This is a genomic window from Stenotrophomonas sp. Steno-C17, from assembly GCF_056393165.1.
In genome coordinates this window covers 65504-81130 of record NZ_JBWJPD010000010.1, presented here as the reverse complement: position 1 = coordinate 81130, position 15627 = coordinate 65504, and the positions used below count along the sequence as shown (strand labels likewise).

At 63.8% G+C, this 15627-nt stretch carries 23 protein-coding genes; 21 read left to right on the top strand and 2 right to left on the bottom strand.

What is annotated here, in order from left to right:
- The first annotated feature begins 5 nt into the window (after positions 1–5).
- Genes AC06FA_RS10960 through AC06FA_RS10925 form a run of 8 tightly spaced genes read left to right on the top strand, consistent with a single transcriptional unit; the run spans position 6 to position 6655 of the window.
- Positions 6–1175: a phage tail sheath protein gene (locus tag AC06FA_RS10960; RefSeq protein ID WP_478068310.1), complete on the top strand. Its 1170-nt coding sequence runs from the start codon at positions 6–8 to the stop codon at positions 1173–1175.
- Between the two features lie 22 nt (positions 1176–1197).
- Positions 1198–1707: a phage major tail tube protein gene (locus tag AC06FA_RS10955; RefSeq protein ID WP_478068309.1), complete on the top strand. Its 510-nt coding sequence runs from the start codon at positions 1198–1200 to the stop codon at positions 1705–1707.
- A gap of 58 nt (positions 1708–1765) precedes the next feature.
- Positions 1766–2089 (top strand): phage tail assembly protein, encoded by a 324-nt coding sequence (locus AC06FA_RS10950; RefSeq protein WP_478068308.1) that lies wholly within the window; start codon positions 1766–1768, stop codon positions 2087–2089.
- Positions 2090–2097: 8 nt separating this feature from the next.
- Complete coding sequence (locus AC06FA_RS10945) at positions 2098–2214, top strand: GpE family phage tail protein (RefSeq protein ID WP_329757733.1); 117 nt, start codon at positions 2098–2100, stop codon at positions 2212–2214.
- Positions 2215–2226: 12 nt separating this feature from the next.
- Positions 2227–2364, top strand: coding sequence for a hypothetical protein (locus AC06FA_RS10940; RefSeq protein ID WP_478068307.1), 138 nt, complete (start codon positions 2227–2229; stop codon positions 2362–2364).
- A 22-nt stretch (positions 2365–2386) separates the two neighbouring features.
- Positions 2387–5251 (top strand): phage tail tape measure protein, encoded by a 2865-nt coding sequence (locus tag AC06FA_RS10935; RefSeq protein WP_478068306.1) that lies wholly within the window; start codon positions 2387–2389, stop codon positions 5249–5251.
- A 10-nt stretch (positions 5252–5261) separates the two neighbouring features.
- Positions 5262–5663 (top strand): phage tail protein, encoded by a 402-nt coding sequence (locus AC06FA_RS10930; protein WP_478068305.1) that lies wholly within the window; start codon positions 5262–5264, stop codon positions 5661–5663.
- On the top strand, positions 5660–6655 hold the full coding sequence (locus AC06FA_RS10925; RefSeq protein WP_478068304.1) for a phage late control D family protein: 996 nt from the start codon (positions 5660–5662) through the stop codon (positions 6653–6655). The genes AC06FA_RS10930 and AC06FA_RS10925 overlap by 4 nt, the downstream gene beginning before the upstream one ends.
- A gap of 54 nt (positions 6656–6709) precedes the next feature.
- On the opposite strand, the gene AC06FA_RS10920 is transcribed toward AC06FA_RS10925, so the two are convergent.
- A complete protein-coding gene (locus AC06FA_RS10920; protein ID WP_478068303.1) occupies positions 6710–7723 on the bottom strand; it encodes a hypothetical protein in 1014 nt (337 codons plus the stop codon).
- A 615-nt stretch (positions 7724–8338) separates the two neighbouring features.
- Positions 8339–8770 carry a helix-turn-helix domain-containing protein gene (locus AC06FA_RS10915; RefSeq protein ID WP_478068302.1) on the bottom strand — a complete coding sequence of 144 codons (432 nt, stop codon included), beginning with the start codon at positions 8768–8770 and terminating at the stop codon, positions 8339–8341.
- Positions 8771–8839: 69 nt separating this feature from the next.
- Here AC06FA_RS10915 and AC06FA_RS10910 point away from each other — a divergent pair, with 69 nt between their 5' ends.
- The 13 genes from AC06FA_RS10910 (at position 8840) to AC06FA_RS10850 (ending at position 15625) form a co-directional block, all read left to right on the top strand.
- The gene (locus AC06FA_RS10910) at positions 8840–9172 is read left to right on the top strand and encodes a DNA-binding protein (RefSeq protein WP_478068301.1); all 333 of its coding nucleotides are present in this window, start codon (positions 8840–8842) and stop codon (positions 9170–9172) included.
- Positions 9169–9510 carry an ogr/Delta-like zinc finger family protein gene (locus AC06FA_RS10905; RefSeq protein WP_478068300.1) on the top strand — a complete coding sequence of 114 codons (342 nt, stop codon included), beginning with the start codon at positions 9169–9171 and terminating at the stop codon, positions 9508–9510. The genes AC06FA_RS10910 and AC06FA_RS10905 overlap by 4 nt, the downstream gene beginning before the upstream one ends.
- Positions 9511–9620: 110 nt before the next feature.
- On the top strand, positions 9621–9785 hold the full coding sequence (locus AC06FA_RS10900) for a hypothetical protein (protein ID WP_478068299.1): 165 nt from the start codon (positions 9621–9623) through the stop codon (positions 9783–9785).
- The gene (locus tag AC06FA_RS10895) at positions 9782–10351 is read left to right on the top strand and encodes a hypothetical protein (protein WP_478068298.1); all 570 of its coding nucleotides are present in this window, start codon (positions 9782–9784) and stop codon (positions 10349–10351) included. Before AC06FA_RS10900 ends, AC06FA_RS10895 begins: the two co-directional genes overlap by 4 nt.
- Positions 10351–10656: a hypothetical protein gene (locus tag AC06FA_RS10890; RefSeq protein WP_478068297.1), complete on the top strand. Its 306-nt coding sequence runs from the start codon at positions 10351–10353 to the stop codon at positions 10654–10656. Before AC06FA_RS10895 ends, AC06FA_RS10890 begins: the two co-directional genes overlap by 1 nt.
- Positions 10656–10901: a hypothetical protein gene (locus AC06FA_RS10885; protein ID WP_478068296.1), complete on the top strand. Its 246-nt coding sequence runs from the start codon at positions 10656–10658 to the stop codon at positions 10899–10901. The genes AC06FA_RS10890 and AC06FA_RS10885 overlap by 1 nt, the downstream gene beginning before the upstream one ends.
- A gap of 109 nt (positions 10902–11010) precedes the next feature.
- Complete coding sequence (locus tag AC06FA_RS10880) at positions 11011–13701, top strand: toprim domain-containing protein (RefSeq protein ID WP_478068295.1); 2691 nt, start codon at positions 11011–11013, stop codon at positions 13699–13701.
- A gap of 85 nt (positions 13702–13786) precedes the next feature.
- Positions 13787–14212 carry a hypothetical protein gene (locus AC06FA_RS10875; protein WP_478068294.1) on the top strand — a complete coding sequence of 142 codons (426 nt, stop codon included), beginning with the start codon at positions 13787–13789 and terminating at the stop codon, positions 14210–14212.
- Positions 14205–14390 carry a hypothetical protein gene (locus tag AC06FA_RS10870; RefSeq protein WP_478068293.1) on the top strand — a complete coding sequence of 62 codons (186 nt, stop codon included), beginning with the start codon at positions 14205–14207 and terminating at the stop codon, positions 14388–14390. Before AC06FA_RS10875 ends, AC06FA_RS10870 begins: the two co-directional genes overlap by 8 nt.
- Complete coding sequence (locus AC06FA_RS10865; protein ID WP_478068292.1) at positions 14383–14595, top strand: hypothetical protein; 213 nt, start codon at positions 14383–14385, stop codon at positions 14593–14595. The genes AC06FA_RS10870 and AC06FA_RS10865 overlap by 8 nt, the downstream gene beginning before the upstream one ends.
- On the top strand, positions 14588–14779 hold the full coding sequence (locus tag AC06FA_RS10860; protein ID WP_478068291.1) for a hypothetical protein: 192 nt from the start codon (positions 14588–14590) through the stop codon (positions 14777–14779). Before AC06FA_RS10865 ends, AC06FA_RS10860 begins: the two co-directional genes overlap by 8 nt.
- Positions 14772–15356, top strand: coding sequence for a hypothetical protein (locus tag AC06FA_RS10855; protein WP_478068290.1), 585 nt, complete (start codon positions 14772–14774; stop codon positions 15354–15356). The genes AC06FA_RS10860 and AC06FA_RS10855 overlap by 8 nt, the downstream gene beginning before the upstream one ends.
- Entirely contained in the window at positions 15353–15625 is a 273-nt protein-coding gene (locus AC06FA_RS10850; protein ID WP_478068289.1) for a hypothetical protein, read from the top strand. The genes AC06FA_RS10855 and AC06FA_RS10850 overlap by 4 nt, the downstream gene beginning before the upstream one ends.
- The last annotated feature ends 2 nt before the right edge of the window (positions 15626–15627 follow it).

Genomic DNA, 15627 nt, shown 5'->3' with positions numbered 1-15627 from the left:
CACCCATGGCCACCGACTACCATCACGGCGTCCGCGTCATCGAAATCAACGGCGGCATCCGACCCATCCGCACCGTTGCCACCGCTATCGTCGGCATCGTCTGTACCGCAGAGGACGCGGATGCCTCTGTGTTCCCGCTCGACCGCCCGGTGCTGTTGACCGACGTGCTGGGCGCTGTTGGAAAGGCTGGCACCAGCGGCACGCTGCGCGCCACGCTGCAGGCCATTGCAGACCAGGCCAACGCCATCACCGTCGTCGTCCGCGTCGCCCAGGGCGCCGACGACAGCACCACCACTGCCAATGTCATCGGTAAGAAGGACGGTGCGACGTACACGGGCATGCAAGCACTGCTGGTGGCCGAGGCCCAGGTGGGCGTGCGTCCCCGCATCCTGGGCGCGCCGGGTCTGGATACCCAGCCGGTTTCCGGCGCCCTGGCGGTGATCGCCAAGAAGCTGCGCGCGATGGCCTATGTCAGCTGCGCGGCCAGTGCTTCGGTCACCGAAGCCATCGCCTATCGCGAGCAGTTCGGCCAGCGCGAGCTGATGCTGATCTATCCGGACTTCGTGGCGTTCAACTCCGCCGATGCCACCACCGGCATGGCCTTCGCCACTGCACGTGCACTGGGCCTGCGCGCGATGCTGGATGAGCAACAGGGCTGGCACAAGTCCATCTCCAATGTCGCCGTTGCGGGCGTCACCGGCATCAGTCGCGATGTGCATTGGGATCTGCAGGACCCGGCCACCGACGCTGGCCTGCTCAATGCCGCCGATATCACCACGCTCATCAACTCCAACGGCTACAAGTTCTGGGGCTCTCGCACCTGCAGTGATGATCCGCTGTTTGCTTTCGAGACGGCCACCCGCAGCGCGCAGATCCTCGCTGACACCATCGCCGATGCCCAGCTGGTCTATATCGACAAGCCGCTGCATCCCTCGCTCATCCGCGACATGCTCGAAAGCATCAATGCGAAGTTCCGCGAGCTGGTCAACGCCGGCTACCTGCTCGGCGCAAGCGCCTGGTACGACGAGGCGGCCAACCTGTCCAGCCAGCTGCAGGCCGGCAAGCTGGCCATCGACTACGACTACACGCCGGTACCGCCGCTGGAGAACCTGCTGCTGAACCAGCGCATCACCGACCGCTACTTCGCCGACTTCCCGGCCCGCATCACCGGCTGATGCCGAACAAGGAACTCAGACAATGTCCCTGCCCAGCAAGCTGAAGAACCTCAACCTGTTCAACGATGGCGCCAGCTACCTCGGCCAGGTGGTCGAGGTAAAGCTGCCCACCCTCACCCGCAAGATGGAAGAGTTCCGTGCCGGCGGCATGGTTGGACCCATCGAAATCGACCTCGGCCAGGAAAAGATCGAACTGGAATGGAAGTGCGGCGGCATGATGCGCGACGTGCTGCGCCAATACGGCGCAGTGCGCCACAACGCCGTCCAGCTTCGCTTCGCTGGCGCCTACCAGCGCGAAGACAGTGCCGACGTTGATGCTGTGGAGATTGTCGTCCGCGGCCGTCACAGCGAGATCGATGCCGGCACAGGCAAGGTCGGCGACGACACCGAGTTCAGCACCAAGACCACGGCCAGCTACTACAAGCTGAGCATCAACGGACGCACCGAGATTGAGATCGACATGGTGGGCATGGTGTTCAACGTCAACGGCGTGGACATGCTCGCCGCCCAGCGCCGCGCCATTGGCGCCTGATCCCCCAGCGCCGGGCGGCGACTGCAGCCCGGCCAAGCCTTCCTGAGAGAGACGCACCATGACTGCCAAGACCAAGACCGACACCATCAACTCCCCCGATCCGAACACCGTCACCCTGGACTACCCCATCCAGCGTGGCGAGCAGATCATCGATGCCGTGAGGCTGCGCAAGCCCAGCGCTGGCGAACTGCGGGGCATCAAGCTGGTGGATCTGCTGCAGATCGACGTGACTGCTGTGGCTACGCTGCTGCCGCGTATCACCGAACCGACCCTGACCGCCGCCGACGTGAACAAGCTGGACCCGGCTGACCTGGTCGCCATCGGCACCCTGACGGCGGGTTTTTTCGTACCGAAGGCGCAGCGGGAATCCCTGAACGGGTAGAGGACTTCATGGCCGATATCGCGGTGATCTTCGCGTTCACCCTCACCGAGCTATCGGCCCTTTCCCTGTCTGAACTGATCGAATGGCGCGAGCGCGCCCGTGTAAGAAGTGGAGCCGAGCCGTGATACCTTCCGCCCATGGCCACCTTGATCGCCATCGTTGTGTCGTTGCTCCTGCTCGCCTCGGCCGGCGGGCTGCTGGTCTGGGCACTGAGCGCGCTCTGCCGCTTCCTGGCTGCATTCGCTCCCGATCCGCCCGACAGCCCCGCGCCGTAGTCGGTGCCTCGGTTGTCGTCGCATGAGCGGCGGCAGCCTTCGGCTGCAGGTTGTTCTGCAGGCCCTTGACCAAGCCACGGCTCCCTTCCGCAAGGTGATGGCCGGCAGCAAGGGATTGGCCGGCGCGCTGCAGCAGCAGCAGGCCACCCTTCGCCGCCTCAACAACGCCCAGCGCGATGTGAGCGCCTACCGTCAGCAGCAGCAGGCCCTGAGCCGTACCGAGCAGAGCTACCAGCAGGCCCAGGCCCGCGTGGCGGCGCTGGCCCGGCAGATGAAGGAGGCGGGCACTCCCACCCGCAAGCTCAGCCGCGAATTCGGCCAGGCCAAGACTGCCGCTGCCCAGCTGGGCGCCCAGCAGAAGCAGCAGCATGTGGAACTGCAGCGGTTGCGTTCAGGGCTGGATAGCGCCGGCATCAGCACGCGCCAGCTCGGCGCCCATGAGCGCAAGCTGCGCACGGATATCGCTGCCGCCTCGCAGCAGATGGAACAACAGCGCACACGCTTGGCCGCCCTCGACGCGGCCAAGGCGCGTAGCCAGAAGATCCACAGCGCCGGCATGAACGCCGCCGCGCACGGCGCAGGCGTCGCTCTGGCCGCTTTCGGCGCGCTGCGCGCCCAGGGCCTGCCCATCGCTCAGGCCATGGTCTTCGAATCGGCCATGGCCGACGTGAAGAAGGTGGTGGACTTCGATACGCCCGATGGCTTCGAGAAGATGGGCAACGATATCGAGGAACTGTCACGGCGCCTGCCGATGGTGCCCACCGACATTGCCAAGATCGTCGCCGCCGCCGGCCAGGCCGGCGTCGCCAGCAATGAACTGACCCGTTTCGCCGAAGACGCGGCGAAGATGGGCGTGGCCTTCGACACCACGGCCGAGGATGCTGGCCAGACGATGGCCACATGGCGCACTGCGTTCCGCATGGGCCAGGATGACGTCGTCGTGCTGGCCGACAAGATCAACTACCTGGGCAACACCGGCCCGGCCAGCGTCCAGAAGATCAGCGAGGTGGTCAACCGCATTGGTGCCCTCGGCGAGGTCGCCGGCCTCGGTAGCGGCCCGTTGGCGGCGCTGGGCGCCACGGTGGCCGGTATGGGCATCGAGTCGGAAGTGTCTGCCACCGGCATCAAGAACATGCTGCTCACCCTGTCCTCGGGCGAGGCCGCAACTGCCCGGCAGGTGGCATCGTTCGACAAGCTCGGCCTCAAGGCGGGGGACCTGGCCAAAGCGATGCAGGACGATGCCGGCGGCGCCATTCTCGAAGTGCTGGAGAAGCTCAAGCAGCTGCCCAAGGCCGAGCAGGCCGCCACCATGACGCAGCTGTTCGGCCGTGAATCGATCGGCGCGATCGCACCGCTGCTGACCAACCTCGATCTGCTGAAGGAGAACCTGGGCAAGGTCGCCGATGAGCAGAAGTACAGCGGCTCGATGAACGCCGAGTACGCCGCGCGCGTCGGTACTGCTGAGAACGGCCTGATCCTGCTCAAGAACAGCGCCATCGTGCTTTCCCAGCGCATTGGCAAGACCCTCCTGCCCACGGTAAAGGAACTTGCGGCGCGGGTGGCCAAGGTCGCTGACCGCATGGCCGAGTGGGTGAAGAACAACCCGCAGCTGGTGGCAACCATCGCCAAGTTGGTCATCAGCGGCACCGCGCTGGCTGCGGCGCTGGGTGGCCTGCTGGTGGCCGGTGGCGTGGGCGCGATGGCGCTGACGCAGATCCACAAGGCCGTCATGCTGTTCAGCGGCGGCGGTGGTTTGGGCAAGCTGGTGGGTCAGGTGCTTTCGCTAGGTGGCCGAGCCTTCCCGATGCTGTTCAATGTTGGCCGCATGCTGCTGCCGCTGCTCGGCGGCATCAGCCTGCCTGTGCTGGCCATCGGCGCCGCTGTCGCGGTGGTGGCGGCGCTGGTGTGGAAGTATTGGGAGCCGATCAAGGCGTTCATGATCGGCACCTGGCAGGGCATCCTCGACGTGGTCAGTCCGATCATGGATGAGCTGGCCACCGCGCTCGAACCACTCGGCCCGGTGTGGGACATGGTGTCCGACGCCATGGGCAAGACATGGGATTGGGTCAAGAAGCTGTTCGCCCCCTTCGAGGCCACCAGCGAGCAGCTGCAGGGCGCCACGGATGCCGGGCGCGGGTTCGGCCAGATCCTGGGCACAGTGCTGACCGTGAACCTGCGCATGGCGGTCAAGGCCATCGGCTGGCTGGTCAGCGCCTTCATGACCATCCTGCCTGTGATCCAGAACGCCGTTGGTGGTGCTTGGACGTATCTGCAGGGCGCTTGGAATCTGATCGTGGGCCTGTTCACGGGCAACGGCGAGAAGATCCGCTCGGGTCTGAGCGCGATGTGGGCTGGCGTCAATCAGATCCTGCTCGGCTGGCCGGCGCAGATGATGCAGGCCGGAATCGACATGGTGCAGGGTCTGGTCAATGGCATCGTGTCCAAGGGCAGCGCGGCCATGGACGCCGTCGCCGGCATCGCCTCGGGCGTTGTCGGGAAGTTCAAGGGCATGCTCGGCATCCACAGCCCCTCCCGCGTCTTCGCGCAGTTCGGCGACTTCACGATGCAGGGCCTGGCCGGCGGCCTCGACCGTAGCCAGGGCGAGCCGCTTTCGCAGGTAGCAAGCCTTGGCGACAGAATGAAACAGGCCGGCGCCGGTATCGCGCTGGGAGCGGCAGCAATGCCGGTGATGGCTGGGGGCTCTCCGGTAGTGTCGCCCGGCGCTGCGGCTGCCGCAGCCGGCGCCTCCGGCGGTTCCAGCTACACCATCCAGGTCACCGTACCGCCTGGCACTGATGGCCAGGGGATTGCAGCCCAGGTCCGCGCGGAGATCGAGAAGATTGAGCGCGAGAAGTCCAGCCGACGTGCCTCCCGCCTGACCGACTGAGATCCCACCCATGATGATGAGCTACGGAACGTTTGTATTCTCCTTGCCCACGGCTGCCTACGAGCAGCTGCAGCGGCAGATGAGCTGGCGCCACGCCAGCAGTGAGCGTCTGCATGCGCGTCCCGCGCGGCAGTATGTTGGCCTGGGCGAGGACACCATCAGCCTGCAGGGCGTGATCGCCGGCGAGCTTGCGTTGAATCTGGATGTGCTGGACGAACTGCGCGCCCTCGCCGACGAAGGCAAGCCGCAGGCGCTGGTCGAGGGTACCGGACGCGTGTATGGGGCCTATCTGCTGGTCAGCCTCAACGAGACGCGCAAAGAGCTGTTCGCCGATGGCACGCCGCGCCTGATCGAGTTTCAGCTGCAGCTCGAACGCGACGACGATGGCGCAGCTGCCGAGGTGCTGGCATGAGGGCTACCGCCTACCCGATTCCCGCGTGGCGTGTGGTGCTGGACGGCATGGATCTGACCCGCCGTCTCGCGCCGCGCCTGCTCGACCTGTCGCTGTCGGAGAGCCGTGGTGATGAGGCCGACCAGATTGACCTTCGACTGCACGACCATGACGGGCGCCTGGCGCTGCCGCGTCGCGGCGTCGAACTGCAGGTGGCCATCGGCTGGGAGGGTAGCGGCCTGTTCGACAAGGGCACGTTCGTGGTCGATGACGTCGAGCACAGCGGCTCACCAGACATTCTCACGATCCGGGCGCGTTCCGCGAACCTGACGGGCGCCGTACGGAGCCGACGCGAGCGCAGCTGGCACGACACCACCCTGGGCGATATCGTCGGCGCCATTGCAGGCGAGCATTCGCTTCGACCGTCGATAGCCGCGGATCTGGCGCGCCAGGCCATCGGGCACCTTGACCAAGCCAATGAGAGCGATATCAATCTGCTCACGCGGCTGGGCAAGCGCTTCGACGCGGTGGCCACGATCAAGGCGGGTGCCCTGATCTTTGCCCCCATCGGCTCCGGCACCACCGCCAGCGGTCAGCCGCTTCCCGGCGTGCAGATCACCCGCGCCAGTGGTGACCAACACCGCTACACCGTAGCCGACCGCGAGAAGTACACCGGTGTGCGCGCCTACTGGGGTGACCGCAAGGCCGCGCGCCGCGCCGGCGTGCTGGTCGGCACAGCGGACAACGAGAAGAAGTTGCAGGCGACCTACGCCACCGTTGACGAAGCCCGGCAGCATGCTGAGGCAGAATTCAAGCGACTGGATCGCGGCACTGCCCAGTTGAGTTACACGCTCGCGCTGGGCCGTGCCGACATCTACCCCGAGCAGACCGTTTCGGTAAGCGGGTTCAAGCCGGAGATCGACGGTACCGACTGGCTGGTGTCCAAAGTCACGCACACCATCGACGGCAGCAGCGGGTTCACAACGGCGCTTGAGTTGGAGCGAGTCTCTTAGCACCCCGGAACATCCAATAGCCGCGTACAGCCAGTTGCTGCCGGGGTAGCCAAGCTACTTACCCCTAGCCCAGTCGATCTGCTCTTGGATGTAACCATCGAGGAGCTCGGACTGATGAGATACCGCCTCCCGCAACACCTGTGTTTGCGTAATGAAGCTGCAGTACTTCTGCAGTGCCTTGTGCGCATCGCTCTCCTTGCGGAACGACTGCAGGCGTTCTCTCCACGCAGGGATGGGGTCAACGGGAAACGGCGCTTTATAGTTTGACAGGAGCCACTTCGTGATTGCGGGCCCTTGTGCTGCGCGCCCGGAATACCCGTTCTCAACTGCGTACTTGACGCCCTTTTCCGTAGATACCAACGCCCACGTTTGGGCGTCCACGACCACCTGATCTCTGGTGTAGTTTCCCCGATGTGGCGCGTTCGTTGCGATGAACGCGATTTGAACATCCACACGTTCGATTGTCTTCTCCCAATCCCGGGTCAGATCGCCAACCATGTCGGGCTTCATGTTGACCGCCACGGCCCTAAGACGCTTCCATGCCAAGTCGAACAGATCGCCCATCTTCCAGATCAACGCAGTACTGTCAGTGTCGTCCAGATACTTTGCGACGCGATGGGAAACCCGCCCTGATCCGAATGACCACACTGCGGGTCGGTACCTGGTCAGAAGATCACAGCAGTTGAGGAAATAAAATATTGCAAGCGAATGCAATATTCCCTCGTGACGCAGTCCCGCGTGATACGAGCTATTTCGGAATGAATGAAGCCAATTGATGGACTGGCTCATCTCCTTCGTCAACAATCCTGTCTTAAGCGCAAAGGCCACCTTCGCATCGAACTTGTGACCTAGGGCTGCCTCCAAGGCTTTCACACTGAACGTCGTGTCGCTTGAGGGGCTCCATCCCCCATCGAATATCTGCTTATCACGGGCGTGCTGATGCAGCGTCAGCTCGACCACGTTGTCAATCAGCATAATTGCGAAGCGATCAAAGTTCCGATCCTTCATGGCTAACTGATCTAGTGCCAAGTCCAACTGATCAATGTGATCACACAGCATCTGATTCACGCGAAAGCTCCTACGCTATAGGTCGACCAACCTGGTCTTTGATGTTTCAGATATCTAAGGTTCCACTGCCCTAGTCACGCTTGAACTTAGCGTCCAGATCTCTAGCGCCCAGCCGCCGAAGCTCCAAGTTCAAGTTTTCCATTCCGCTAACACTTATTCGTACTCTGCAGAGCCGGTGTACCGAGAGTAGTGCTCGGCTTGTGCGTCTCAACAATGCTCGCCCATGCGATACCCTCAGGTAGCGCACTGCAATGCCACAACATAGGAACAGGGCTGCTTGGGGTAGTGATGCAGCGCTTGGACTCTCGGTCAGCGGCAACGCCAGCCACGACTGCCAGAGCGCGATGGCAAGGACGGCTGATGCGAGGGGCCTGTCGGGCTGGCTAGATGGACGTTCCACCGAAGTTGTGGCGTGAGGGCATTGCATTTGCACATCGCCAGTGAACACCTGGCCAATCACGGCCCCCTCGAACACGGTAGGACCGCTGCACACGCACGTTGCCTGACCACGCTTCACTTCACCGCTACAACCCATATTCCCTCACATCAGATTCCGCGCCCTGCCGGCGCCCTGTACGGGCGAGTTAGCGGCCTGAATGCGATGTGGGGTGAGCCTCAGCGAGCGAGTTTCTTTGATCCCTTCGGAGCCTTGACAACGACCTTTTGCCCGCGCAGATCCACATCGCCGCTGATCTGCTGGCCGATGCTGGTGTTCTCGAAGCTGGTCCGAGGCGCAGTTGCTGTCGCGGTTGGCGTAACACCGCGCAGCGTGGCAAGCACTGCTGCGCGTGCCGATGCCGACGCACTGCGCCAAGCATCGAGCAGATCCGCATCAGCCTCGGCCAAACGATCCCGGCGCCCAACCAGCACATATGCCAGATCCACCCCGAGCTCGTCCGCCGCAGCGAGATAGGCACCACCGGGCAGATGCTCGTCCTTCTCAAACAGGATCTGCGAACGCTTCGTTACGCCGCAGGCCAGTCCGATGGCCTCCTGGGTAAGACCCAGCCGCTTCCGTTCTTCTTTCAGGCGATTACCGACAGACACGCACTTTCCCCTTGACAGGTGTAGTTAACTTCACCAACATTCCGCTTAGAAATACACAGGGCAAACGGAATGAACGCCAAACGACGTACCGCAGCACCAGCGCTGCGCACTGCCGAACAAGCCCGGCAGTGGCTGATCGACAACGGTCTCTCCGTGTCTGCTTTCGCAGAGAAGCACGGGCTGGACCGAAACGCCGTGAACAACGCCTTGCGCAGCAGCAGCAGGTGCCGGATCGGCAAGACCCACGATGCTGCCGTTGCCCTCGGCATGAAAGCCGCCCCTGATTCTCACACAGAATTGCCCGTTTCTACCCGTGTGCGCTCACCCAAGAGCAAAGACGGCAAAGCCTCGGCCACAGCGAAGGCTGCAAAGAAGGCGATCAAGGCACGGGGTAAAGCATGAGCGCGGCAGTCGGACAGCGCGCTGTGTTCTGCTGCCCCGCCTGCAATGCCCCGCTGGTGAAGCGCACCAGCGCATTGCAGCACCCGTTCCTGCGGACTGACGCATACGTCTGCCCAAACCCCATGTGCGGCGCCACCTACACCGGCAGTTCTGAACTGACCAATCTGGCCAGCCCGAGCGGCCTCCCCAGCGCTCCGGCCTGCGAACTGCCACCGACACCCGGATACCAACGGTCGATGCTGCAGACGCGCTGGAAGCAGGATCGCGGCGACCTGCAAACCGACTGGATCGACGCAATCGAATCCTGTCCTGCTGACGGCGAACAGCCGCCGGTCTGATCCACCTTTCCCCTTCCACCACCAACTGACCTGGCGCCGTCTGGCGCCAGCAAGGGAGTGCTGCGCCTGTGATGCGCCACAAGACTCAATTTGATGGATGGTCCTCGGCAATGGCGCCGAGTTTCGTCACCGCGCCGGCGCAAGTCGAGTACGTGTCCTATACACAGAAGCAGCGCGACGCCGACGAGCTTCGCGCCCAGGTCATGGCACACATTGCGCGCGGTGGCGCCTACGAACAGCTGCCGTCGATCACTACCGCACAGGGGGCCGTATGAACCTGGCCGCCGCTGTAACCAATCTGCACATTTCTACACAGTTTTACTTGACTTCCCCAAGGACGGGGAGCAGGATCTGCGCCAAGGAGCTTAGAAACTCCGAGGATACAGCGGCATCCGCGCCCGTCAGCATCGCGGTTTTTTTGCGCCTGCAAAACGAGCGCACCGACGTTTTTCTGCGTCGGGAGGCGGCAGCGATACAACACCCGCAAGGGGAAAGCTGTCGGCCGGTCTGTATCCCGGTTTCTAACCTCCCGACTTCCTCGGTGCGGCGCTTAGAAACGTCTCGCCGAGGCCACACCTCGGATACAGGAGACGTCTCCATGCCTCATGGCGCCCCTTCCACGCCCGGCAACCCTTCCGCGCGTCAAATCTCGCTCGCTTTCGGCCTGATCGCCGACACACTCGAATGGTCCAACGAAGACTATCAGGCGTTCATCGCCCGGCTGGTCGCAGTTGGTATGTCCCCGCTCGCCATCACCCTGGGCGACGTGCTGATGGCCTATACGGCGCAGTGCGACGCCCGTAGGAGCGCACCTGCCGCAGACAGCAGGGGGGCGCACTGATGGCCCCGGTGAATGTCGCGATGCCCGCTGAGGCGCTGCGCCCGGTGATCGTTCTGGAAACCCAGGTCCCCGGCTTCGGGCTGCGCGCCTCCTTCGACCAGCGCCGGGTGCTGTACCTGGCCCTGATACACCTCGATTCGGATACCGCCGCAACCGTATCCGCGCACAACTCGAGAAATGTGCAGCGCGCCGCTACCGAAGGCATCCAGACCGGTGCCGTCGTATACCTGCTCGCCAAGGGCGAAGCCGACCGGTTCTTCGACTGGCTTCGCACCGGCGATACCTATCCGGGCGGGGTGAACTGATGGCCGGCCACAACGGACACACCCCTATCCTGCTCGCCGCCACAGATCGAGGTGCCCAGGTCATCGGAAGCGACGACTACCTGCGCCTCTGCCGCATCGCCGACGCGGCCGCGCTGCTGGCCAAGCTTCCGAGCGAGGCGGCAAAGATGCTGGAAATCGAAGCGGACCACACCTCAGCGATCGCGCAGTACATGGCCGAGGATCTGGCCGCGATCCTGAGCCGCTCCCGGCCCGCAGACGAGTAACGCACCACCCCAGCCTCTGCAGCGCGCCAACGCCGCAGGGGCTGGTCAGGAGAGAACCATGCAACACCACCGCACCGCCGCAACTGCGGCGAACGAAGGCTGAGCCGTCATGCAAGAAGAAATCCGCCAACAGGTACTGTCGCGCATCGAGCGCGACTATGGCCTCAAGCACCGCAGCGGCACTGAGTACATGCGCGGCGGCAAATGCCCCCACTGCAGCAAGAAGGAGCTCTACACCAGCTACCAGAAGCCATGGGTGCTGCGCTGTGGCCGCCAGGCCAAGTGCGGTCAGGAGGTGCGCGTGCGCGACCTCTACGATGACCTGTTCGACGACTATTCCAAGAACAACCCGCAGACACCGCAGGCGCCGCACGCCGCCGCCGATGCCTACCTGGCCACGGGCCGCGGATTCAACGTAAAGCCGCTGCAGGGGCTGTACACGCAGGAGAGCTACTACGACCGCACGAAGCGGGAGGGCACGGCAACTGTGCGCTTTCCGCTGGTCAAGGGCGGCTGGTGGGAGCGACTGATCGACCGCCCGCACCGCTTCGGTAAGCAGAAGGCTCGCTTCGCGCCAGGCGAGAGCTACGCCGGAGTGTGGTGGGGTGCCGCAGCGAAGGACCAGCTACGCGTGGCCCGTGAGGTCTGGATCGTAGAAGGCATCTTTGACGCCATTGCGCTGCTGCAGCGCGGCATCTGCGCTGTTGCCGCTATGTCGAGCAACGCCTATCCCGAACTGTCTCTCAAGGAACTGCGCGACGCGCGCCCGGGCGATCTGCCGGTGCTGGTGTGGGGGTTGGACAACGAGCCCGGCGCGCGAGCCTATACGGTCAAGCATGCGCGCCGTGCCGAGAAGCTCGGCTATCGCTGCATGGCCGCACAGATCGAACAGGTTGGCGAGAAGAAGACCGACTGGAATGATCTGCACCTGCGTGCCCAGGCTGCCGAGGACGGCGATGCGCAATGGCAGGCCGACCTTGACCTGGCACGCCACAACGGCGCTGTGCTGATGGCGCGCACCGCCGTGGATAAGGGGCTGGTGATCTACCAGCGTGAGCAGAAAACCCAGTTCCACATCGAGTTCGCCTCGCGGCTGTTCTGGTTCGAGTTCGACGCGGTGCGCTTCGACAAGATGATGCGGGAAAAGAACCCCGACGACGAAGAGGGCGCGGTCAGCGAAGAGACCGAAGCCAAGATCCAGCGCGCCTGCGCGTCGGTCCAGCAGATCGCCAACTGCTACCCCGAAGCGCTCTACTTCCAGCGCCACGAGGCAACCGACGAAAGCTGGTACTACTTCCGCGTGGACTTCCCGCACGATGCACCTTCGGTCAAGGGCACCTTCACCGGCGCCCAGGTGGCGAGCGCGACCGAGTTCAAGAAACGAATCATCAGCCTTGCGCAGGGCGCCGTGTTCAGCGGCAGCGGACAGCAGCTGGATCGGATGATGGAAGATCAGCTGTTCAACATCAAAAAGGTCGACACGGTCGATTTCGTCGGATACAGCCCGGACCACAAGGCATACATCTTCCCCGACCTGGCCGTACGTTCCGGCGAGGTGACCCTCGCCAACGCGGAGGACTACTTCGAGTTCAACAAGCTGCGCATCAAGACCACGCAGCGGTCGATCCGGATGGACATTCAGCGCGACCATGAGCAGTACACCATCCAGTGGCTTGAGTGGCTGTGGATGTGCTTCGGCACGCATGGCGTTGTCGCCCTGACGTTCTGGTTTGGCTCGCTGTTCGCGAACCAGATCCGCAGCGCGCACAAGTCCTTCCCGTTCTTGGAAGCAACGGGCGAGGCCGGCGCTGGCAAGACCACGCTGCTCAACTTCCTGTGGAAGCTACTGGCTCGCGCCGACCATGAAGGCTTCGATCCTGCCAAGTCGACCAAGGCTGGCCGCGCTCGCGCCATGGGCCAGATTTCCGGCATGCCCATCGTGCTGCTGGAAGCAGACCGTAGCGACAGCAACGACAAGGCGCATGCCAAGTCGTTCGAGTGGGACGAACTCAAGGACTACTACGGCGGCGGCACCCTGGCCACGCGCGGCGTGCGCAATGGCGGCAACGAAACCTATGAGCCGCCGTTCCAAGGGACCATCGTCATCAGCCAGAACGCGGCCGTCGATGGCAGCGAGGCGATCCTTACCCGTATCGTCAAACTGCATTTCAAGAAGCCCAGCGCCACCACCGAAAGCCGTCAGGCGGCCGACAATCTCAATGCACTACCCGTCGAGAAGCTGAGCTACTTCCTGCTCGCTGCGCTCAAGGCAGAGGCCGCCGTAATGGAGAAGTTCGGCGAGCGGGTGAAGTTCTACGAGGCCAGGCTGCGCGAGGACAAGGAACTGCGGGTCGAGCGCATCATCAAGAACCATGCGCAAATGCTGGCGCTGCTCGATGCAATGCGGCTGGTAGTGCAGATGCCCGACGACATGGTGCGCGATACCCGCGCTGCCCTGGTCAAGATGGCAACCGAGCGGCAGGACGCCATCGGCGCCGACCACCGAATCGTTTCCGAGTTCTGGGACGCGTTCGAGTACATCGAAATGCAAGCCAGTGGGGATAGGCCAAGTGTGCTGAACCACTCGCGCGACGATGGCCGCATCGCCATCAATCTCAATGAATTCATTCAGAAGGCCGGCTACTTCGGTCAGCAGGTGCCAGACATTGGCGACCTGCGCCGGTTGCTGGTCGAGTCGAAGCGCCACAAGTTCGTGAGCGCCAACACCGCAGTCAACAGCGCGATTCGATCAAACCCATCGATCAGCAGCACCGTGAAGTGCTGGGTGTTCCAGAAGTAAGACCCGCAGTAACAGCAAAGGCCCGGCGGGGAGTGCGCCAACACAGCCCCCAAGGCCATCCACCAACGAAGTTCAGGAGAGAACCATGCAACAGATGACAGGCCAAGCCGTGACCACCCTCGCAAAGTCGCTGGATTCCAGCACCGGACCCGGACCGGAGGCTACCACGGGTGTGCATAACTGTGTGAATGCGGGTGTCGGCGCGGACGCCGAGGCCAGCGCGACGATCACGCTCGACGTCACCCACAACCGCGTGATCGCCACGGCGACGCTGAACATGGGGCCGGCCAAGGTCGCGCAGTGCGTGTTCGAGCGCCGCAAAGGGAGCAAGAAGGGCTGGGCGTTGGTCAAGGGCACCGACTTCAACGATGAAACCATCTGGATTTCGCCCGAGCTCGCGGACCTGGCCAGCCGTATGCCGTTCCCCTATGAGGTAGCCAACATGCTGCCCGGCAAGCGGGCAACGGCCGCTGCCGTGGCGCAGGCCGCGCAGGAGGTGGCCAATGGCTGATCTCGTTGCCCTGGCGGTCATGTGCGTGCTGCTGCCGGCCGCCGGCGCCACCATGCTCAAGATGTGGCAGACGCGCCCGCCTAGGCGGCGTCATAGCGGCATGGCCGTGGGCCAGATTCCGCAGGCGCTACGCCGCCGCGCCCCCATGGCCGTGCGCCGGGAGGTGGCCCATGGTTGAACTGATGATCCGCGACGCCGCCAGACACTGCCCGGACTGCGGCCAGACCGGCGTCCTCGATTTCACGAATGTTCCCGCTTCGGTGCGGACGTACACCCGCGAGGACGGCAACTATTCGGACCACAACGGCCCCTCCCGCGACTACGAGTGCCGCGAGTGCGGCGCTTCATTCACCCTCACTGGCTGGGAGGATTCCCGTGGTTGATATCGACGCCGCCCGCCGATTCCTCGCCACTCAGTTCGAGAGCGCCGGCCTGCCTCACGTCGCCGGCGGAATCCTGGCCGGCACCAGCCCGTTCGGCCATGGCATGTACATCGCAGCCGTTGCGTCCGCACTGGCTGCGCCCTGTGCGGCCTGTGGCGTCCCGCAGGAGGCCACCCATGGGTAAGCGCCAGATCATCGCTGTGTGGTTCTCCTGCGGCGCCGCGAGCGCGGTGGCGGCGAAGCTGACGCTCGACCGCTACGCCTCAACCCATGAGGTGCGCATCGTGAACAACCCCGTAGCCAACGAAGATCCGGACAACCTGCGTTTTTCCCGCGATGTGGCGGCATGGCTGGGGGTGGAGGTCGAGACAGCCATCAATTCCAAGTTCCCCTCCTGCGACGCAGTTGATGTGTGGGAGAAGGAACGGTACATGGCTGGTGTCGCTGGCGCCCCCTGCACCCGAGCACTCAAGAAGCGCGCACGCCAGGACTGGGAGTTGATCCACAAGCCAGATTTCCATGTCCTCGGCTTCACCGTTGAAGAACGCGCGCGCCATGATCGGTTCGTGCGCGGCGAGCGCGAGAACGTGCTGCCGGTGCTGATCGAAGCGGGCCTGAGCAAGCCCGACTGCGCGGCTCTGCTGCTGTCCGCCGGCATTGCGTTGCCGGCCATCTACCTGCGCGGCTACCCGAACGCCAACTGCATCGGCTGCCCACCAAAGGCCCGCGCCATCATCACCGCGCTGCGGGAGGCCGCATGACACAGCGACAGAAGACGCCGCCGCGCGCAGTTCCTGCCTGCCCGGATGACCACACGGCGCGGTACATCCACGATCTACGCCGCGAGGGCGCGGGCGGTGGCCACCTTATCGAATGCCGTTGCAGCAGCACGGCGAAGCACCCGACGTTCGACCTGGCGTGGGCGCACTGGCACAAGCAACACGGGCTGCAGCCGACCGCCGCGGCAGTGGAGGAACCGCTGCCAAACAACGTATTACAGATGAAATTGTTCGCCGCAGGGAGGGCTTGAGC

Excerpts from the sequence above, each read along its gene's own strand:
- AC06FA_RS10905 (WP_478068300.1), top strand. The coding sequence starts at position 9,169 with ATGAGCGCGGCAGTCGGACAGCGCGCTGTGTTCTGCTGCCCCGCCTGC.
- AC06FA_RS10960 (WP_478068310.1), top strand. The coding sequence starts at position 6 with ATGGCCACCGACTACCATCACGGCGTCCGCGTCATCGAAATCAACGGC.
- AC06FA_RS10955 (WP_478068309.1), top strand. The coding sequence starts at position 1,198 with ATGTCCCTGCCCAGCAAGCTGAAGAACCTCAACCTGTTCAACGATGGC.
- AC06FA_RS10870 (WP_478068293.1), top strand. The coding sequence starts at position 14,205 with ATGGCTGATCTCGTTGCCCTGGCGGTCATGTGCGTGCTGCTGCCGGCC.
- AC06FA_RS10885 (WP_478068296.1), top strand. The coding sequence starts at position 10,656 with ATGGCCGGCCACAACGGACACACCCCTATCCTGCTCGCCGCCACAGAT.
- AC06FA_RS10930 (WP_478068305.1), top strand. The coding sequence starts at position 5,262 with ATGATGATGAGCTACGGAACGTTTGTATTCTCCTTGCCCACGGCTGCC.
- AC06FA_RS10875 (WP_478068294.1), top strand. The coding sequence starts at position 13,787 with ATGCAACAGATGACAGGCCAAGCCGTGACCACCCTCGCAAAGTCGCTG.
- AC06FA_RS10910 (WP_478068301.1), top strand. The coding sequence starts at position 8,840 with ATGAACGCCAAACGACGTACCGCAGCACCAGCGCTGCGCACTGCCGAA.
- AC06FA_RS10850 (WP_478068289.1), top strand. The coding sequence starts at position 15,353 with ATGACACAGCGACAGAAGACGCCGCCGCGCGCAGTTCCTGCCTGCCCG.
- AC06FA_RS10895 (WP_478068298.1), top strand. The coding sequence starts at position 9,782 with ATGAACCTGGCCGCCGCTGTAACCAATCTGCACATTTCTACACAGTTT.
- AC06FA_RS10900 (WP_478068299.1), top strand. The coding sequence starts at position 9,621 with ATGGCGCCGAGTTTCGTCACCGCGCCGGCGCAAGTCGAGTACGTGTCC.
- AC06FA_RS10935 (WP_478068306.1), top strand. The coding sequence starts at position 2,387 with ATGAGCGGCGGCAGCCTTCGGCTGCAGGTTGTTCTGCAGGCCCTTGAC.
- AC06FA_RS10950 (WP_478068308.1), top strand. The coding sequence starts at position 1,766 with ATGACTGCCAAGACCAAGACCGACACCATCAACTCCCCCGATCCGAAC.
- AC06FA_RS10855 (WP_478068290.1), top strand. The coding sequence starts at position 14,772 with ATGGGTAAGCGCCAGATCATCGCTGTGTGGTTCTCCTGCGGCGCCGCG.
- AC06FA_RS10940 (WP_478068307.1), top strand. The coding sequence starts at position 2,227 with ATGGCCACCTTGATCGCCATCGTTGTGTCGTTGCTCCTGCTCGCCTCG.
- AC06FA_RS10925 (WP_478068304.1), top strand. The coding sequence starts at position 5,660 with ATGAGGGCTACCGCCTACCCGATTCCCGCGTGGCGTGTGGTGCTGGAC.
- AC06FA_RS10880 (WP_478068295.1), top strand. The coding sequence starts at position 11,011 with ATGCAAGAAGAAATCCGCCAACAGGTACTGTCGCGCATCGAGCGCGAC.
- AC06FA_RS10865 (WP_478068292.1), top strand. The coding sequence starts at position 14,383 with ATGGTTGAACTGATGATCCGCGACGCCGCCAGACACTGCCCGGACTGC.
- AC06FA_RS10945 (WP_329757733.1), top strand. The coding sequence starts at position 2,098 with ATGGCCGATATCGCGGTGATCTTCGCGTTCACCCTCACCGAGCTATCG.
- AC06FA_RS10890 (WP_478068297.1), top strand. The coding sequence starts at position 10,351 with ATGGCCCCGGTGAATGTCGCGATGCCCGCTGAGGCGCTGCGCCCGGTG.